Origin of the sequence: Gemmatimonas sp., assembly GCF_046594945.1 — a bacterium.
Classification (GTDB): Bacteria; Gemmatimonadota; Gemmatimonadetes; order Gemmatimonadales; family Gemmatimonadaceae; genus Gemmatimonas.
Genome location: NZ_JBKJRB010000009.1, coordinates 23,433 through 41,850, shown reverse-complemented (window position 1 = coordinate 41,850; position 18,418 = coordinate 23,433). Strand labels below are relative to the sequence as shown.

At 64.2% G+C, this 18,418-nt stretch carries 14 protein-coding genes; 9 read left to right on the top strand and 5 right to left on the bottom strand.

Annotated features, from left to right (window positions below):
• The first annotated feature begins 78 nt into the window (after window positions 1-78).
• The 4 genes from ACLL97_RS01195 (at window position 79) to ACLL97_RS01180 (ending at window position 5,589) form a co-directional block, all read left to right on the top strand.
• A complete protein-coding gene (locus ACLL97_RS01195) occupies window positions 79-909 on the top strand; it encodes an SPFH domain-containing protein (protein WP_411278647.1) in 831 nt (276 codons plus the stop codon).
• 18 nt (window positions 910-927) lie between these two features.
• Window positions 928-1,134: an Arc family DNA binding domain-containing protein gene (locus ACLL97_RS01190; protein WP_411278646.1), complete on the top strand. Its 207-nt coding sequence runs from the start codon at window positions 928-930 to the stop codon at window positions 1,132-1,134.
• Window positions 1,135-1,152: 18 nt separating this feature from the next.
• A complete protein-coding gene (locus ACLL97_RS01185; protein ID WP_411278645.1) occupies window positions 1,153-2,787 on the top strand; it encodes an alpha/beta hydrolase family protein in 1,635 nt (544 codons plus the stop codon).
• A gap of 222 nt (window positions 2,788-3,009) precedes the next feature.
• Window positions 3,010-5,589: a zinc-dependent metalloprotease gene (locus ACLL97_RS01180; RefSeq protein ID WP_411278644.1), complete on the top strand. Its 2,580-nt coding sequence runs from the start codon at window positions 3,010-3,012 to the stop codon at window positions 5,587-5,589.
• 37 nt (window positions 5,590-5,626) lie between these two features.
• On the opposite strand, the gene ACLL97_RS01175 is transcribed toward ACLL97_RS01180, so the two are convergent.
• The 5 genes from ACLL97_RS01175 to ACLL97_RS01155 all read right to left on the bottom strand — a co-directional run bounded on the left by ACLL97_RS01175 (window position 5,627) and on the right by ACLL97_RS01155 (window position 9,353).
• Window positions 5,627-6,091 (bottom strand): DUF6702 family protein, encoded by a 465-nt coding sequence (locus ACLL97_RS01175; RefSeq protein ID WP_411278643.1) that lies wholly within the window; start codon window positions 6,089-6,091, stop codon window positions 5,627-5,629.
• Between the two features lie 95 nt (window positions 6,092-6,186).
• Window positions 6,187-6,786 (bottom strand): HupE/UreJ family protein, encoded by a 600-nt coding sequence (locus ACLL97_RS01170; RefSeq protein ID WP_411278642.1) that lies wholly within the window; start codon window positions 6,784-6,786, stop codon window positions 6,187-6,189.
• A gap of 1 nt (window position 6,787) precedes the next feature.
• On the bottom strand, window positions 6,788-8,044 hold the full coding sequence (locus ACLL97_RS01165) for a tetratricopeptide repeat protein (protein WP_411278641.1): 1,257 nt from the start codon (window positions 8,042-8,044) through the stop codon (window positions 6,788-6,790).
• Window positions 8,041-8,601 carry a DUF4331 family protein gene (locus tag ACLL97_RS01160; protein WP_411278640.1) on the bottom strand — a complete coding sequence of 187 codons (561 nt, stop codon included), beginning with the start codon at window positions 8,599-8,601 and terminating at the stop codon, window positions 8,041-8,043. The genes ACLL97_RS01165 and ACLL97_RS01160 overlap by 4 nt, the downstream gene beginning before the upstream one ends.
• Window positions 8,602-8,633: 32 nt before the next feature.
• On the bottom strand, window positions 8,634-9,353 hold the full coding sequence (locus tag ACLL97_RS01155; protein WP_411278639.1) for a DUF4331 family protein: 720 nt from the start codon (window positions 9,351-9,353) through the stop codon (window positions 8,634-8,636).
• 218 nt (window positions 9,354-9,571) lie between these two features.
• Here ACLL97_RS01155 and ACLL97_RS01150 point away from each other — a divergent pair, with 218 nt between their 5' ends.
• The 5 genes from ACLL97_RS01150 to ACLL97_RS01130 all read left to right on the top strand — a co-directional run bounded on the left by ACLL97_RS01150 (window position 9,572) and on the right by ACLL97_RS01130 (window position 18,142).
• The gene (locus ACLL97_RS01150; RefSeq protein WP_411278656.1) at window positions 9,572-11,671 is read left to right on the top strand and encodes a TonB-dependent receptor; all 2,100 of its coding nucleotides are present in this window, start codon (window positions 9,572-9,574) and stop codon (window positions 11,669-11,671) included.
• A 106-nt stretch (window positions 11,672-11,777) separates the two neighbouring features.
• Window positions 11,778-14,324, top strand: coding sequence for a zinc-dependent metalloprotease (locus ACLL97_RS01145; protein WP_411278638.1), 2,547 nt, complete (start codon window positions 11,778-11,780; stop codon window positions 14,322-14,324).
• Window positions 14,325-14,445: 121 nt separating this feature from the next.
• The gene (locus ACLL97_RS01140; RefSeq protein ID WP_411278637.1) at window positions 14,446-16,341 is read left to right on the top strand and encodes a serine/threonine-protein kinase; all 1,896 of its coding nucleotides are present in this window, start codon (window positions 14,446-14,448) and stop codon (window positions 16,339-16,341) included.
• A gap of 64 nt (window positions 16,342-16,405) precedes the next feature.
• Window positions 16,406-17,311 carry a pirin family protein gene (locus ACLL97_RS01135; protein ID WP_411278636.1) on the top strand — a complete coding sequence of 302 codons (906 nt, stop codon included), beginning with the start codon at window positions 16,406-16,408 and terminating at the stop codon, window positions 17,309-17,311.
• Window positions 17,312-17,350: 39 nt separating this feature from the next.
• Window positions 17,351-18,142, top strand: coding sequence for a YdiY family protein (locus tag ACLL97_RS01130; protein WP_411278635.1), 792 nt, complete (start codon window positions 17,351-17,353; stop codon window positions 18,140-18,142).
• Window positions 18,143-18,418: the final 276 nt, after the last annotated feature.

Below are 18,418 nucleotides of genomic sequence, written 5' to 3'. Positions count from 1 at the left end.
ACTTCAATACCATCCCTCCATAAATCGAGGTCCCACACAATGTTTCGCGAAATTCAGGCCCGCCCCTCTCCTGGCATCATGATCGCTGTCCTGATCGCCGTCGGCGTCCTCGCCGGTGGTTTCGTCTTCTTCTCCGGCGCCCGCGGCGAGAACGGCCTCGAAGCCGTGATCGGAGTGGTGATCATGACGCTCGCCTGCATCTGCATGGCGGGGCTGTTTACTGTCGCCCCCAACGAAGGCAAGGTCCTCACGCTCTTCGGGACCTACAAAGGCACCGCCAAGACGCCGGGACTCTGGTTCACCAACCCCTTCATGACCAAGAAGGCCGTCTCGCTGCGGATCCGAAACTTCGAGACCAACAAACTCAAGGTGAACGACGCGCGTTCGAACCCCGTGGAAATTGGGGCGATCGTGGTCTGGAAGGTGATCGATACCGCCGAAGCGTCCTTCGAGGTGAACGACTACGTGCAGTATGTCGCGGTGCAGAGCGAGTCGGCGGTCCGGGCGCTGGCCTCGTCGTACCCGTACGATCACCATGGCGACGACGCGATCGCGCTCTCCACGCATCCCATGGAAGTGTCCAAAGGGTTACTCGAGGCGCTCCACGATCGGCTCGGCAAGGCCGGGGTTGAAGTGCTCGAGGCGCGCATCAGTCATCTGGCGTACGCTCCCGAGATCGCGGCCGCGATGCTGCAGCGGCAGCAAGCGAGTGCCATCGTGGCGGCACGGCAGACGATCGTGGAAGGGGCCGTCGGCATGGTGGAGATGGCGCTCGAGGCGCTGTCCAGCCGCCACATCGTCACGCTCGACGACGAACGCAAAGCCTCGATGGTGAGCAACCTGCTGGTCGTGCTCTGCTCCGATCGTGCCGCGCAGCCGGTGGTCAACACCGGGTCGCTCTACTCCTGATCACGGGAGCGACGTCTCATGGCTGATCGCAAGTCATTCCTGCTTCGCGTGGACCGCGATGTGCTCGACGCGGTGCAGCGTTGGGCCAACGATGACCTGCGCAGTCTCAATGGGCAGATCGAGTTTTTGCTGCGACGCGCGCTCCGGGATGCCGGGCGTGTGTCGAAGCAGGCACCAGCAGAGCTCAACCCCGCGGTCGATGATGTCGACCACGAGTCCTCTTAACTCGCACCGAGTTCCTCAATGTTGCACCTCATCTTCAAGCGCTCGCGTCGCGGCGGCATCATCGCGCTGATCGCGGTCCTGCTTGCCCTCGTGCTCGGCGCGCTACTGGCCACCACCGCCCGGGCGCAGTCGGCGCCCACATACCAGTTCGTGTACCTGCGCAGCATCGATACGCTGGGGACCGAAGTGGTGACGCCGGGACCGTCGTCGATCGTTGGACTGCTCACCATGCGAGACGCGCCGGTTGTCCGCTGGGAACAGCAGCATGCGAACCGCAATCCCGGTCGCCTCACGCTGTCCGTCTTCGCGCCCGGCGCACCGACCACCGGTGTGCCCACGCAGAACATCGTCGTGAACATGGTCGGTGATAGCGCGAAGCTCACGATCTCCGCCAACGGCACCACAAGCGAGCAATCGCTGCTCAGCGCCGGCGGCGCGGTCGCGCTCGTGGGCAACAGCGTGTTACACACTGCGCTCATGGCCGACCACGCGCGCGGCGCGAAGAAGACGTCGCTTCCGGTGTTTCTCACGAATGGTGGCCGCACGATCACCGCCACTGTGAGCGAGCGGGGCGATACCACGGTGTTCTCGATCGCCGGCATGGACGCGCGCATTCTGTGGGACCCGAACGGCGGCCCGCGCGAGATCACGATCCCGGCGCAAAACCTGCGTGTCGTGCGCGCCACGGGTACCGTGAGTGGATCGAATGCATCGAGTGCCACCAGTGCGCCGGCGGTCCTGAATTACAGCGCACCGGCGAACGCGCCGTACACGGCGGAAGACGTCGTGATTCCGACGCGGCGCGGCTACACGCTGGCCGGCACGCTCACGCGACCAAAAGGCGTTGCCAAGGTACCGGTGGTGATCACCATCAGCGGTAGCGGACCACAGGGGCGCGATTCACGACTTCCTGGCCTTTCGGGCTATGCGCCATTCCGCGAAATCGCCGATACGCTTGGTAGGCGTGGCATCGCGGTCTTGCGCTACGACGACCGTGGTGTCGGCGAAAGCGGTGGTGCATCCACGCGCGCCAAAGCTACCAGCGCCGACTTCGCCGACGACGTCACCTCGGTCATCGCGTATCTTCGCACGAGAAAAGATGTGAATGGCACGCGCATCGCCTTAGCCGGCCACAGCGAAGGGGGCTTCATCGCGCCAATGGTCGCCGCGAAGAATCCGTCTGTGCGCGCGATCGCCCTTTTGGCCGGCACCGCCTACAACGGCCGCCGTATCCTGGAATTCCAGAACGAAAACGGTATCAAGTCGTTGGTGCAGCTCACTGAAGTGCAGCGCGACTCGCTGCGCCGTACCGTTCCGCGCGCGCTCGATTCGCTCGCCACCGCAAACCCGTGGATGGGCTATTTCATGAAAACCGATCCTGCGACCGCGCTACGGAACGTGAAGCAGCCCACGCTCGTGTTGCAGGGCGACACCGACCAGCAAGTCACTCCCGAACAAGCCGACTCCATCGCCACCGTCCTCAAGAGCAGCGGCAACTCGCGCGTCACCGTGCGACACTTCCCCGCCACCAACCACCTGTTCCTGGTCGATGCATCCGGCGCGCCGAGCGGCTACACCGCGCTCAAAGACACCAAGCTGCGACGCGACGTACTGGGGGCGTTGGCGGATTGGATGGTCGGAGTGATGCGGTAGGTGGGGAAACTGCCAACCGCGTAGCGGCTAGCTGGAGCGGGGCAGGAAGGAGGAGGCAGGAAATCGCGACCTGCATCCTCCCCCCTGAAACCCTCCCCCCTGCTTCCTAAGCCGTTGGCCGTTGGCCGTTCAGCGACCAGCCGCGCGCACGCGTATTCCTCAAGCCAGCCCGATCGCCACAACGCGATCCGGAGGCCCGTCCCTAAATACGAACCAACCCGCATGCGACACGCTTCATTGTCGATCGCCGCCGCCGGACTCGTGCTCGGCGCCTGCGCCCCGAAGCCGACGCCCGCGCCCACCCCGGCGCCGACGCCGGCCCCCTCCGGGGCTCCTGGTGGTCGCCCCGCTGGCGCCCCCAATCAGGGTGGAGCCCAGGGTGCCGGTCAGCCCGGCGTGCCGGGCGGCGCCAACGCCGCGCCGGATCCCCAGCCGCGCCCCTACGGCACCGTCATCACGCCGCGCGCCGTCACCAAGAGCGGCGTGTTCAAGGTCCATTCCGTCGGCAGCCGTCTCTACTTCGAGATCCCGCGCGCTGAACTCGGCAAGGACTACGTGATCGTCACCACGCTTGCCGGCACACCCGACGAAATCGGCATCCGCGGGACACAGGGCGGCAACAACTTGGTGCGCTTCGAACGTCGCGACAACCGCATCTTCGTGCGCGAAGCCGACTACCGCGACGTGATCGCCGACACCGCGTCATCGCAACGTATGGCGGCCGAACTGATCGGCGTGACGAAGATTCTCGCCGCCCTCAACATCGAAGCCTACGGACCCGACAGCTCGGCCGTCGTTGAAGTGACGCGCATGTTTACCGGTGGGGTGGCCGAATACACCGCGCTCGGTCGACGGGCCACGGTTGACGCCACTCGCTCGTACGTCGAACGCTTCGCCGCCTACTCGCGCAACGTCAATGTCACCGCCGTGCAAAGCTTCACGCCGCAGGGTGGTGCACCCGGTGCTGGCGGTGGTGGCTTTCCCGGTGCGCCCGCCGCCGCGACCGCGCCGACAACCGAGAAGTACACCTTCTCGATCGCCAAGCTGCCCGACGTCCCCATGCAGCCGCGTTTGCTCGACGAACGCGTGGGCTACTTCGGCGTGCAACAGCGTGATTTCTCCGGCGCCACGCAGCGGGTAGAAACCAAGCGCTACATCTCGCGCTGGCGCTTGGAGTGTTCCGACAAGAAGGTCGGCAACCTCTGCGTGCCCAAGAAGCCGATCACGTACTACCTCGACCCCGCCACGCCAGCGTGGATCAAACCGTGGATCAAAAAGGGGATCGAAGACTGGCAGGTGGCCTTCGAGGCGGCCGGCTTCTACAAGGGCATCGTCGCTGCCGACGCGCCGGCCAATGATCCCGACTTCTCCGGTGAAGACGCCACCGTCGCCATGGTGCGCTGGCTGCCGTCGGCTACCGAAAACGCCGTCGGTCCGTCGCTCAAGGATCCGCGCACCGGTGAAATCATCGACGCCGATGTACAGACGTATCTCAACGTCATGAACCTCGGTCGCTCCTGGTACTTCACGCAGGTCGGGCATCTCGACAAACGTGCGCAGAAGTTCCCGTTCCCTGATTCGCTCGCTGGCCGACTGCTCGAGTACGTGACCGCGCACGAAGTGGGACACACGCTTGGCTTCCCGCACAATTTCAAGGCGAGTTCCATGTATCCCCTGGACTCGGTGCGCTCGAAGTCATTCGTGAAGACGATGGGCCACACGCCCACGCTCATGGACTACTCGCGCTTCAACTACGTCGCACAGCCCGAAGATGGGATCGCACTCGACGACCTGATCCCGAAGGTTGGTCCGTACGACAAGTACGCTGTGATGTGGGGCTACTCGCCGATTCCGAACGCCAAAACGCCGGAAGCGGAGAAAGCCACGCTCGACAAATGGTCGAAGATGCAGGACACCATCCCATGGTATCGCTTCGCCAGCGACGCGGGCGGTCAGGGTGCTGACCCGGGTGAGCAGTCAGAAGCCGTTGGTGATGCCGACGCCGTAAAGGCGACAACCCTCGGTGTGAAGAATCTCAAGCGCACCATGGCCATGCTGGAGTCGGCCACGGCCTGGAAGGACGGCGCCACCTACGACGATCTCGAAGAGATCTATGGTCGTACCGTCGGTCAGTGGGCCACCGAAATGGGCCACGTAGCCCGTATCATCGGCGGCGAGTACAAGCAGGAGAAGCTCGTGGGACAGAAGGGGGTCGTGTGGCAGAACGTCGAGCCCAAGCGCCAGCGTGACGCGCTCCAGTTCTTGCTCGACAACGCCTACACCACGCCCACGTGGTTGCTCGACCAAAGCATCACACGCAAGATCGAGTCGAACGGCAGCTTGAGCCGTGTGGGTAATGCGCAGGCGCGCTCACTGGCGTCGGTGGTCAGTAACGATCGCCTCGCCCGCATGATCGAAATGGAAGCGATGGCGAAGTCCAGGAGCGACGTGTATCCAGTGGCCGACATGCTCACCGATCTTCGCCGCGGACTGTGGAAGGAGATCGACACCGGTGCGCCGATCGATGCCTTCCGTCGCCGCTTGCAGCGCCTGTACCTCGAGGCGATGGCGAGCAAGATCAACCCGCCCGCCGCATCGGCTGCCCCGCAGGCGCCGGCTGGTGCCCGTGGCGCCGCCGCGCCCGTCACGACGGCGGATTTCCGTCCGATCCTCAAAAGTGAGATGCGCGCCCTCGACGTCGAGCTGGCCACGGCGATCGCCAAGACGAGCGACCGCATGAGCAAGGCGCATCTCGAAGATGCGCGCGATCAGATCGCCAAGATGCTCGACCCGAAGAACTAACGCATTGGTTCGAATGTGGGGTGTGCGCGGCTCATCGCTACGAGGCCGCGCATACCCCGCGCTCTACGATGGCCTTTGGCGCGCGACCGCGCGTGAAGAGATTGGTGCGACGACTGCCCGCCACATCGCACTGTACGATATTGACCTGGTCGGCGTGCAGCTCGACCAGCATTTGATTGCCGAGCCGCAGCGGAGCCGTACGAGAGGGGGTGGCGATGCGAAAGCACAGCACGTAGGCGTCCTGCAGGCGCTTCACACCGCACGACTGCAGCACGACGTGCACGCCGACGGCACTCGCGATTCCCATCCGCGCCGTCGCGTACGACAGCAGCTCAGGGACGCGCACCGACGAATCGGGGGGAGGCGTCCGTCCGCTGAAACGGGCCACTGACGCCGACAGGTCGTCGGCAAACGCCCGCACGGTGAGCGTATAGCCGTGTGCGTCGGCGGTCACGGTGGTGTGCGTCGTGTGAATGGCATGCGCATGCGCCGTGGATGGCATCCCGAGACTCAACAGGGAGACAACGGCGTACGGTCTCACCGTAACGCGCCGCGCCGCAAGCCACCTCAGCGCCAAGCGGCTCATCGCCAAGCCCTCTAAAACGGAAACCGTTGCCATGCCCACCCCGTTGCGATCAATGTGACACCCAGCGACACGGCGGACAATCGCAGCGCAAACGGATCGCGCGATGGTACCGCAATGGACAATCCGCGATCGAGCACGCGAAACAGCACGGCGGTGGCGGCGAGCACCACAACCTGCCCGGCCTCGATGCCGAGATTGAATCCCAGCAACGGCACCGCGATCGAGTCGAGAAACAAGCTGCGCAGGTATCCCGCAAAGCCAGCCCCGTGCACCAACCCGAACAGCGCCGCGAACAACACGCGGTATCTGGAGAATGTGCCCTGTGCGGCCCGGGCGCGCTGCACGAGGTTTTCGATACCCGTCGCAATAATCGTGAGCGGAATCAGAAACTCGACGAGGCGCGACGGTAGAACGATCACATTGGTGACCGCCAATGCCAGCGTAATCGAGTGTCCGACCGTGAACGCGCTGATCACCCAGAGCACTTGGCGCCAGTCCCGGCCGCGGTAAATCGCGGCCAGCACCAACAGAAAGAGCACGTGATCGAACGCGTCGATAGCCACGATATGCCGAAAGCCAAGAATCGCAAAACTCAGGAGTTCAGAGAACATCTTACCGGCTCGCCGACACAACAGCGGGGGCAGTCGCGATCAACGCTGCATGCGTACGAAGCAGCGGATCTGGCGTTTCGAAGCGCAGCGCCTGAGCCATCATTGCGCGTGCCTCGCCATATCGTCCCGCGCGATATAGTGCCCACGCCGCCAGGTCATAGCCATACACATCGCGGCGCGTCTCCAACTCAACGAGTGCTCGCGTTAGCACAGCGGAAACTTCCTGCTGCTGATCCAGCAAATGTAGGCTCCACGCGCGATCGTACGGTCCACGCTGCGCCGCCGCGACGATGGCCAGTGTCTGCGCATATTCACCAGCCTTGGCACTGTCGCCCCGCTGTGCGTACGCGTTTGACAGCAACCCGAGCGTTGCCGGATCCATCCGCACGGCGATCGCAAGCTCTCCCCACGCGATGACCGCATCGGGCTTCTCCTGCTGTTCGGCCAATCGCGCCATCGCGGCTAACAGTCGTGGATCCTGGTCATCGAGTGCCAGTCCGGCGCGATACGCCTGCGCCGCATCGCGCGCACGACCGGCACGAAGTTCGAGATCACCCACCCGCAAATGAAACCACGTCTTGGTTTCTGTCGAGAGGTCGCGTCGAGCGAGCGCCTCATCGCGCGCCGCGTGCAGCACACGTCGCGACTTTTCCACATGATTGGTGAGCTCGAGCCAACGCGCCAGCCGTGGGGCGATCGACAGGCCTGAGCGCGCGGTCCACACCGTGTTGAACATCGCGGATGCCGTGGAGTCGTCACCGAGCTCCATGGCCACTTCACCAAGCAGCGCGCGATACGCCGGCTGCTCGGGTTCCCATTCGACCAGTTTGCGGGCGACACTCATTGCTTCGGTAAAGCGGTGCTGCGCCAGCAGCGTATTCGTCAGTGTTACCGCCGTCGCGGCATTGCGCCGGGTTCGGGTAGCGAGTGATCGACGGGCGAGTGCTTCGGCTTCGAGATACTCGCTGAACGATCCACTCTCACGCGCCTTCTGCATGTGCAGCGCCGCCAACTGGCCCATGGCTAGGGCACTGATTGGATCGGCCGCCAACGCCTGACCCCATACAACGATCTGGACATCCCGCGCCGCTCGCGCTGCTTCACGCGAGTCGGCCCGAGACGCCCCCACTGATGATGTGGCCGTGCTCGGCGACGGAACGTCGAGATCGACCCGCATTGCGCTTTGATACGCAACGCCGCCGACGCCCGCGATCGTGATACCGATCGCGACCGGCCACATCATCAGCCTCGGATTCATCGCGCGGCTTCTAGGTACGGGAACGCGGTGCCGTACGTACGAACCGACGTGCTGATGTTGTCCGACGTCAGACCAGAGAGCACGGTCGCCGACGGATCCAGCAGGTTGCCGAACGTGGCCGTGAGACCAGCGTCAACGACATCGTCCTTCAGATTGCGACCGCCGTAGCCACTGGCAAGCGCCCAGCTCAACCAACCCGACGTCGAGCCGGCGCGATTCGGGAAAACCATCAGCATGTCCGGCACGAGCACGGCGCCCAGCGTAGTGCCGATCGTGTTGCCACGATTGAACGCATCCGTGAACGCCTTGATCTTGGTGCGGAAGCCATTCGCGATATCGGTCGCCGGCGCGGTCGTGTTGTGCAAGCCGTGATCACGCTTGGCGAAGAACACTTCGCTCACCAACGGATTGCCGAGGCGCTCGACCTGCGAGTACACACGAACAGTGGTTCCAGTGGGTCCAGTCATCGTGTTGTTGTTGACTTCATCACTGCAAGCAGCGAACAACGGAAGGACCACCGCGACGGTGAACAGGCGAGTGGCAATTGAGCGACGCATGCGCAGGACTCCGTGAGAATTGAGAGAAGTGTTCATCGGCTGATCGTGCCCCAGACGCCGAAGCTGGCGGTCGCGGCCGTATTCGACTGCAACAGGGCCTTCGGGAGTTCAATCGCGATGGCAAGCGTATTGAACGGGCGCAGGAAGTCGATGCCGGGGGTGCGGAACGCGGAGGCCGTGGGCGTGGCCGGTCCCGACAATGGGCCGGTCGACGGACGACGATCAGGGACGATGTTGAAAAACTGCTCGAGGTCGATCACAAACGGGTCAGCGCGCACGCCGGTGAACACTTGCGTGCCGGTGGCCGAGCCGCCCATCGAACCCACGGTGCCTGTCACTACTGGTCCAGTCGTGACGAGCGCCGCCTTCGTGCCGGTCATCGTCGGGGCAACCGGTCCACGCACGGTGTACTTCTGCGCGGCGCCAATGCCACCGTCGAAGGTGACCTGGAAAACCAGATCTTCGATAGCGTCGCCACTGTTGTCGACCTTGAGCTGATACAGCAGGTCTGGATCGAACGAGGCGGTCGTACCGGCGATCGGGCTGGACGTCGTCATGATGAGTGCAATGCGATCGGCCGACGAGCCAGGAAACGCATACACATCATTGATGTCCATGCGCGGATTCAGTTCGACTTCCGGCGTGTCTTGATGATCGGATGCGTAGACCGCACCGGCCACACCGATCGAGCCGACGGCGGCGACCAATGCGACCACGCGGGTGGCGCGCCGTGAGAGAAAGGAAATGTCCACAGGAGATCCTGGTTTGGAGAGGAAGCGGGCACAGTCGTGCACTGGCCAACGAGGGATATACGCCGCTCGTCTCCGGCTAGATCCCTTCCGCGCATCGAGATCGTGATGACGGTGGTCAGATCGAGTTGGGGGCGGACGGCCCGAGCAATCCACGGACAGACCGCGGGCGTATCTGGCTCGTGTCCATCCCGTTTGCGTTCCTTGTGCCGGTCGCCCTCATGTCCCGTATACCCGTCGTTCGCTCAGGCGTCTACGCTGTCGTACTCGCGCTGGCGCCGTGGTTTGGCACAACCGAAGTCCACGCCCAACAAGCGCGTGACTCGGTCCGCTCGGACTCCGTAGCGAGCCCAACATTACAAATGGTTCGAATTCGAGGTCGCGCGGACGATCTCGTCGGCGTCGCCACCTCGGCGTCCCAGGGGAGAGTGGGTCGAGCGGACCTGCGATTGCGCCCGCTCCAGCGCGAAGGCGAACTGCTCGAGGCGGTTCCCGGCATGATCCTTACCCAACACAGTGGCGACGGCAAAGCGAATCAGATGGTGGTGCGCGGCTTCAACCTGGATCATGGAACCGACTTCCAGACCCGGCTCGAGTCCATGCCCCTGAACCTCCCCACGCACGGACACGGGCAGGGCTACACCGACCTGAACCCACTCATTCCCGAGTTCGTAGATCACTTGGACTACAAACTCGGTCCCATGTACGCCGACATTGGTGATTTCGGGAGCGCCGGCGGAGCCACGCTGCACCTTACCCGTGCCCTGCCCAAGCCGGTCGCGTCACTGGAGACAGGTGCGTATGGATTCCGACGGGCGGTACTCGGTGCGGGAGTGCAGCGCGGGCGCAGTCAGTGGCTGATCGGCGGCGAGGCCAAACAATACGACGGACCGTGGGAGCAGCCGCAAAAGCTCGGGAAGTTCAGCGGTCTCGCGCGGTGGACGTGGACCGGAAAACGCGATGAGCTCTCCCTCCTTGCCTTGGGATACACCAACGCGTGGCGTGCGTCCGACCAAATCCCCTCCCGCGCCGTCGCCTCGGGCGCGATCGGACGGTTCGGCCGCATCGACCCGACGCTTGGCGGCGAGGCCGCTCGGCAAAGCCTGTCGCTGGCGTGGACGCGAGCTCAGCGACGCGGCAAGCTCTCCGTCGACGCGTACTCAGTGCGACACGATCTCAGCCTCTTCTCGAATTTCACCTATTTTCTCGAGAACGCCGCCGGGGGCGATCAGATCCATCAAACTGACGTCCGCACGCTGAGCGGCGTAAACGCCGAGGTCTCGCGAGTGAGCGTCGTAGCCGGTGTGGCGCACCTGCTGCGCACCGGTGTGCAAGTCCGGTATGACGACATCTCGGTGGGGCTGTATCGGAGCGACCGACGTGTCCCCACCGATACCGTGCGCCGCGACCAGATCGACCAAGGCAGCGTTGGCGGCTATGCCATTCTCGAGTCGCAGTGGCGTCCGCGAATACGGACGGTGCTCGGCCTACGACAGGACGGGTACGGATTCCGCGTGCGGAGCGACGATGATCGGAACAGCGGCTCGCGGTTGGCGACCATCGGGAGTCCAAAAGCGTCGCTCATTTTCTCCCCCGTAAACGGCACCGAGTTATACGTGGGAGCCGGCCTTGGTTTCCACAGCAACGATGCACGTGGCACCACGATTCGGTTCGAGCCGGTCAGCGGAGACTCCGCGTCACAGGTCAGCCCGTTGGTACGTTCGCGCGCCGCGGAACTCGGCCTGCGAACATCGAAGGGGGAGTGGCTGCGCACCACGGCGTCGCTGTGGGCGCTCAATCTCGATAGTGAGTTGCTGTTTATCGGCGACGCCGGCGCCACCGAGGCAACGGGGCGCACGCGTCGCGTCGGCATCACCATGTCGAACTACTGGAAGCCCGTGAGTACGCTCAGCGTCGATACCGACGTGTCCTTCACCCGCGCGCGCTTCGCCGATGTCGCGAGCGACGCCAATCGCATTCCCGGGGCGCTCGAGCGCGTGATCACCGCCGGCGCCACGTGGGAGCCGGTGCGCGGGGTCCATGCCGTGGCACGCGTGCGTCATTTCGGCTCCAGCGCCTTGATCGAAGACAACCGCGTTCGAGGTACACCCACCACGCTGCTCAATTTGAGTGTCGGTGCTACCATCCTCGGCAATCGGCTCACGGCCAGCGTCTTGAATGCCGGAAACGCCCGGGCGAGCGACGTGCAGTACTTCTATGCGTCGCGCCTCTCGGGTGAGGCGCGCGCCGGTGTGGCCGACGTGCACTTCCACCCTGTGGAACCGCGCTCGCTGCGCCTCGGGGTCTCACGCGGCTTCTAAAGCACAGGCCGAGACGCCGACGCCACTCGCCTCGCATCGGACGCTCCCCTAAACTCTAGGGGAGCCCGCCGAATGAGCGGGCGAACCCCTTTTCCGATCAGCTCCAATGCGCTTTCGCTCCCTCCCGCTCGCGGCGGCAGGGCTCGCGCTCGCCGCGTGTCAGCCGGCCAAGAAGCCGACGCCCGCTCCGACGCCTGCCGCCCGTCCCGCCGCCCCCAATGGTACGCCCGCTCCAGGCCAGCCGCCCGCCAGCGGACTTCCCGCCGGACTCGCCGGACTCGCCGGCATCGGGGGTGCAGGGGCTGACCCAACCCCGCGCCCGTACGCCACCGTCATCACGCCGAAAGCCAAGACCAAGACCGGCGTGTTCGGCGTGCACCAGGTCGGTTCGCGCCTGTACTTCGAAATCCCCGCCTCAGAAGTAGGTAAGGACTTCGTCATCACGACTGTACTCGCCGGTACGCCCGCCGGCATCGGCATCAATGGCACGCTCGGCCCCGACCGCGTGATCCGCTTCGAGCGCCGCGACAATCGCATCCTCATTCGCGATATCAACTACAACAACGTCGCAACCGACAGCATGCTGTCCACCCGCCGAGCGATGTCGCTGATCGAGTTCTATCCGATTATTGCCGCGCTCAACGTCGAAGCGTACGGCAAGGACAGCGCAGCGGTCATTGAAGTGACACGCATGTTCACCGGTGGCATCCAGGAGTTTGCCGCCGGCGGACGTCGGGCCGCGGTCGATGCGACGCGCTCCTACATCGAGAAATTCGCGGCCTTCACGCGCAATGTGAACGTGACGGCCACGCAGACGTTTACGCCGCAGGGTGCCGGTGGCATCGCGATTCCGGGCCTCAACCTCGGTGGTGCCCAAGCGACTACCGAAGCGTACACCTTCTCGATCGTGCGTCTCCCCGACGTGCCGATGATGCCGCGCTTCATGGACGCGCGCGTCGGATACTTCGGTCCGTTCAAGACCGACTTCGGCTCGTCCGAACAGCGAGTACTGCCGCGCCGCTACATCTCGCGCTGGCGTCTCGAGTGTTCCGATCAGAAGGTCGGCAATCTCTGCGTGCCCAAGAAGCCCATCACGTACTACGTCGACCCGGCTACGCCAGACTGGCTCAAGCCGTGGATCAAGGCCGGCATCGAAGAGTGGCAGGGCGCGTTCGAGCAGGCGGGCTTCGCCAAGGGCATCGTGGCCGGCATCGTGCCGAACGATCCTGACTTCTCCGGAGAGGACGCGTCGGTCGCGATGGTGCGCTGGCTGCCGTCGCCGGTGGCCAATGCCGTTGGCCCGAGCACGGTCGATCCGCGCACCGGCGAGATCATCGACGCCGACGTACAGATGTATCACAACATCATGGACCTCCAGCGCGAGTGGTACTTCTCACAGGTCGGCCATCTCGACAAGCGTGCGCAGACGTTCCCGTTCCCCGATTCACTCATGGGACGCCTCGTGCAGTTCGTCGCCGCCCACGAAGTCGGCCATACGCTCGGCTTCCCGCACAACATGAAGGGCAGCGCGATGTATCCGGTCGACTCGATTCGCAGCAAGACGTGGATCGCGAAAATGGGGCATTCGCCGAGTATCATGGACTACGCGCGCTTCAACTACGTTGCGCAGCCGGAAGACGGGATCCCGCTCGGCGATCTCGTGCCCAAAGTCGGTCCGTACGACGTGTTTGCCGTGAAATGGGGCTACACGCCGATCGCCAGCGCGCGTAAGCCGGAGGACGAGAAGACCACGCTCGATATGTGGGCTCGCATGCAGGATTCGGTGCCGTGGTATCGCTACGGCGGCGGTCAGGTCGATCCCGGTGAACAGTCTGAGGCGATCGGTGATGCCGATGCGGTGAAATCCACGCGCCTCGGCTTCAAGAACCTTCGTCGCATCGTAGACCTTGTCGTGCCCGCCGCGACAACCGATAAGACGGCCGACTACTCCCTGCTGCGCGCCACCTACGGCGGTGTGCTCAATCAGTGGGCGACCGAAGCGCAGCACGTCACGCGCGTAGTCGGTGGACTCGACAAGCAGGAAAAGGCCGTCAGCCAGAGCGGACCGGTATGGACGATAGTGCCTCGCACGCGTCAGAAGGACGCCATGAAGTTCCTGAACGACGAGGTGTTCACCACTCCGACCGCGATGATCAAGCCGGATATTCTTCGCAAGATCGAGTCGGACGGCAACATCAACCGCGTGAGTGGTGCGCAGGCGCGCACACTGTCGTCGCTGGTGCAGAACGCGAAACTCCAGCGCATGGTGGAGTACGAGGCGATAGCCACGAACAAGGCCCAAGTGTACACGCTGGGTGAGATGCTGACCGATCTTCGGAAAGGTCTTTTCAGCGAGATCTACAGCGGCAAGCCGATCGACGCTTATCGTCGTCGCCTACAGGCCACGTATCTCGAGGCGATGGCGTCCAAGATCAAGCCTCCCGCTCCGACCGCGCAGGACGCGGCCCTCGCCGCGCTTTTTGGACAGGCCATCGTGAACACGCGCGATTTCCGCCCGTTGCTCAAGGACGAGATGCGGACACTGGATCGTGAGCTCGCGGCGGCCGTGGGACGCTCAAACGACCGCACCACCCGCGCCCACCTGCTGGACGCGCGCGATCAGATCAAGGCGATGCTCGACACCGAGAAGTAGTCTCACGGGTGAAGTCGAGGGTCGAAACGGGGCGGTCGCGCAGACAGCGCGGTCGCCCCGTTGACGTTGATTCGTGCAGAGTCTGCAACCGCCAACGGGGCGCGCACGTAAATTTCTCCATATGTCATTGCACGCTGAATCCGCTCCTGGCGATGTCGCCCCGGTCCGATCCGCCTTGCGCGGCCAGTATGAAATCCAGCGGGAGTTGGGCCGAGGCGGCATGGGGATCGTGTTGCTGGCTCGCGACGAGCGGCTCGACCGACTGGTCGCCCTCAAGGTGCTGCCGCCGCAGTTGGCCGAGCAGGCGGAGACCAAGGAGCGATTTCTGCGCGAAGCGCGGATGGCAGCGCAGCTGTCGCATCCCAACATCGTGCCCGTGTACCGGGCCGACGAGATCAACGGCTTCGCGTTTTTCGCGATGGGCTTCGTGGAAGGCGAGACGCTCGGTGAGCGGATACGCGATCGTGGCGCGCTGCCGGCCGCCGATGTGGTCCGGGTGTTGCGCGAAGTCGCGTGGGCACTCGCCTATGCGCACGCCCGTGGCATCGTGCATCGGGACGTCAAGCCTGACAATATTCTGCTCGAGCGCGGCACCGGTCGATCGGTCGTGACCGACTTCGGCATCGCCCGATCGGACTTCAACCCAGCGCTTACGCAGGACGGGTATGTGCTGGGCACCGTGCATTTCATGAGCCCCGAACAGGCCAGCGGCGAACCGCTCGACGGGCGCAGCGACCTCTACGCGCTGGGGTGTATCGGCTTTCTGGCGCTCAGCGGACGACTGCCCTTTGAAGGATCGGCGCCGCAAGCGATTCTGGTGGCTCACGCCACCAAGGAGCCACCGTCGCTCCGATCGGTAGCTCCGTCGGTGCCGCCGGCCTTGGCCGCGGTGATAGATCAGTGTCTGCGCAAAGGGGCCGACGACCGGTTCGCCAACGGCGAGGAGTTGGCCGATGCGCTAGGGAAGGCGCTTCAGGCAGTGGAAAGCGCGGCCCGCGACGAGACCGGTCAAACGGCGCTGTCGAGCGACGATGCCATGCTGATCTGGCGTCGCGCGGCCGAATTGCAGGCGGAAGCGGCGGCCCGGTTGGAGTCGCGCATGCGCGCCGTGAGCGGCACGAAGCAGTTGGTCACGACGTCGATGGCGCCCGCGGGCACGCAAACAGATGCTACAGCATCTGATCAGCGAAGCAACACTACAGCGGCACTACCGACCGACTCGTACCGATTGCGCGACGTAGAGGCGGCGGCAGTTGAAGCGGGCATTTCGCAACGCTATGTCGCGCTCGCCCTCGACGAGCTCCGGGCATCGCCGAACGCGATCCAGCGTGCGCACCCGATGCCCCAATGGAAGGAAACGTTGGCCACGCGACTCTTCGGCACCACCCAACGCACCCTGTCCGTCACCCGACGCTACGCCGCCTCACCTCGCGCCGTACTTCAAGTGTTGGGTCGATCGCTGCAGTCGGTACCTTGGTCGCTGTCGCTTCGCGACACACTGGGGGGACACCCTCTCGATGGTGGCGTTCTAGTGTTCGATCTTCCTGGTATGGTAGACGGCAATTACAAATGGACGTGGACCCGCTACGGCGTGTACGTCCAGGAACTTCGGGTGTCGGTTGCCGCCGCGCCGGGCAGCGCCAAAGCCTGCGAAGTCACCATTCAGGTCGATCTCCGCGAAGGGCTGATGGCCAACATCGCCGGGTGCAGCATCCTTGCCGGCGGCGGCGGGGCCTTCGGCGGAATGATCGGTGCCGTCATTGGGAAGAAGGCGCTGCTGCTGGCAGGCGTCGCGATCGGCGGGCCAGCATTGGCCGGGGCGTTGCTCGCTGGTGTCGCGTTACTGGCGACAGCAGGACCGCTGTATCGCTGGGAGATTCGGAAAACTGAAGCGGAGCTGCAGGCCGCGCTGGCCGCCATCGATGTCGCCATGCGCTCCATCGATATCTTCGGCGACGCACCGCCGCCCCCACCGCCGCGGTCGATCGGCGCGCATGGCGACGTGCTACCGTACTAGCGTCGCCGCTTGCTTTCCCTCATTACTGAGACATCTTTAGGGTATCCCAACCCGAGAGAATCCGATGTCTATCCGTCCCGTGAAGCGAATCGTTCAGGCCCAGCCCACTATGGAAGGCGCCGGCGTGCACCTGCACCGCGCCTTCGGCTTTGGTGAAACGTCCGAAACCGACCCCTTCCTGCTGTTCGACGATTTCCGGAACGACGTGCCTCGGCAGTACCAGGCGGGCTTCCCATGGCACCCGCATCGCGGCATCGAAACGATCACCTACGTGCTCGCCGGCAACGTCGAGCACGCCGACTCGCTGGGCAATCGCGGCATGTTGGGCGCCGGTGATGTGCAGTGGATGACCGCCGGCAGTGGCATCGTGCACCACGAGATGCCCCAGGGTGACGCGCAGGGCCGCATGCACGGCTTCCAGCTGTGGGCCAACCTGCCCTCGTCGCTCAAGATGACCGCGCCGCGCTATCAGGATGTGCAGTCGAAAGAGATCGCCGAGATCGTGGACGATGACGGCACCACGGTGCGCGTAATCTGCGGCGAGTTCTGGGGCAAGCGAGGACCGGTGGACGGCATCGCGGCCGATCCCTGCTATCTCGATGTCCACGTCCCAGCTGGGCGCACAAAGTCGCTACCGGTGGACGCCTATCGCAGTACCTTCGCCTACATTTTTGAGGGGACAGGAACGTTCCGTCATGCCTCCGATCCGATGGGCGTGCTGACGGAACGGACCGCGGGCAATGACGACGACTTGGTGCGGGACATGTCCGGCAATCGGTCGTTGGTGCTCTTCGACAGCGGCGACGAGGTCGTGGTGCGGGCCGGCGAGGAGGGCATTCGCTTCCTGCTGGTCTCCGGCGCTCCGATCAAGGAGCCTGTCGCGTGGTACGGTCCTATCGTGATGAACACTCAGGCAGAGTTGCAGGTCGCCATGCGCGAACTGCAGGCTGGGACGTTCATCAAGCACTAACGGCGCCCTCATGGCGCCCCGATCTCGAACGGAGTCGCCATGACTGCTCGCTTACACTCCTTTGCGTCGTGGCTACTGACGGCGCTCCTGCTGTCGACGGCGCCCACCACGGCCGCTGCCCAGAACGCAGGCAAGCCGTCGGCCGAGCCCAAAAAGAAGATGTGGGAGTTCAACGGCTCGCTTGGCTTTTCGCAGACGAGCGGCAACGCCAACGTCCTTGCCACCAACATCACCAACCGACTCAAGTACAGCGTGGTCGGGTGGTCCGTCGTACAGGACCTTGCGTTCTTCTACGGCGAGGCAAACGAGAAGGTCAACACGAATTTCTGGAACGGTGGTGTGCGCGGCGAGCGCACGGTGGCCGATCGCGTGGCGCTGTTTCTGGCGTCACGCTACGACCGCAACGTAGTGCAAGGCATCAGCAGTCGCTTCCAGCAGGGCTTCGGCGTGACCGTGGCCGCTGTCGACGACAAGCAGACAAAGTTCAACGTCGCGCTGGGCGGCTCGTTCTTTCAACAGACGCTCACCCCGGGCTCGACGGCCAAGGCCGCGCGGGCGTTCCCCGCCGCACGAGCGGCGATGGACTTCCGGCATCGTCTCACCGATCTCGCGTACGTGCAGCAGACGGCCGAATACCTGCCGGCTATCGGTGACAGCATGAGCGCGTATTTCCTGAACACCGAAAGCGCAATCGTAGCACCGATCTCCAAGAAAGTCGGTCTCAAAGTGGGCTACGTGATCCGCTACAACTCCGAGCCGCCGGTGCGGAACAGCGTACAGCTCCGCACCACCGACACGTTCTTCTCGAGTGGACTCACGCTGAGCTTCTAGCGCCGACGACGTTCCGTGTCGTCTGTCTGAGCTTCCCGGCGACTATCGCGGGACTGTTTGGTGTTTTTCCGGTACGATCGGCAGTCTTGGTGTTCCGGCGGTGTTCGATCCGTCCGCTAACACGGGTGCCTGCCGACCGGCACCATCTCCACCGCTGAAACAGGGCGGCCACGGATCGCACGGACACCACACGAATAAGCAGGACGCAGCGGGACGGGCCACTCGATCGCCACCACGACATCGCCTTCCTGTTGTTGAACCAACACACACGCGCCG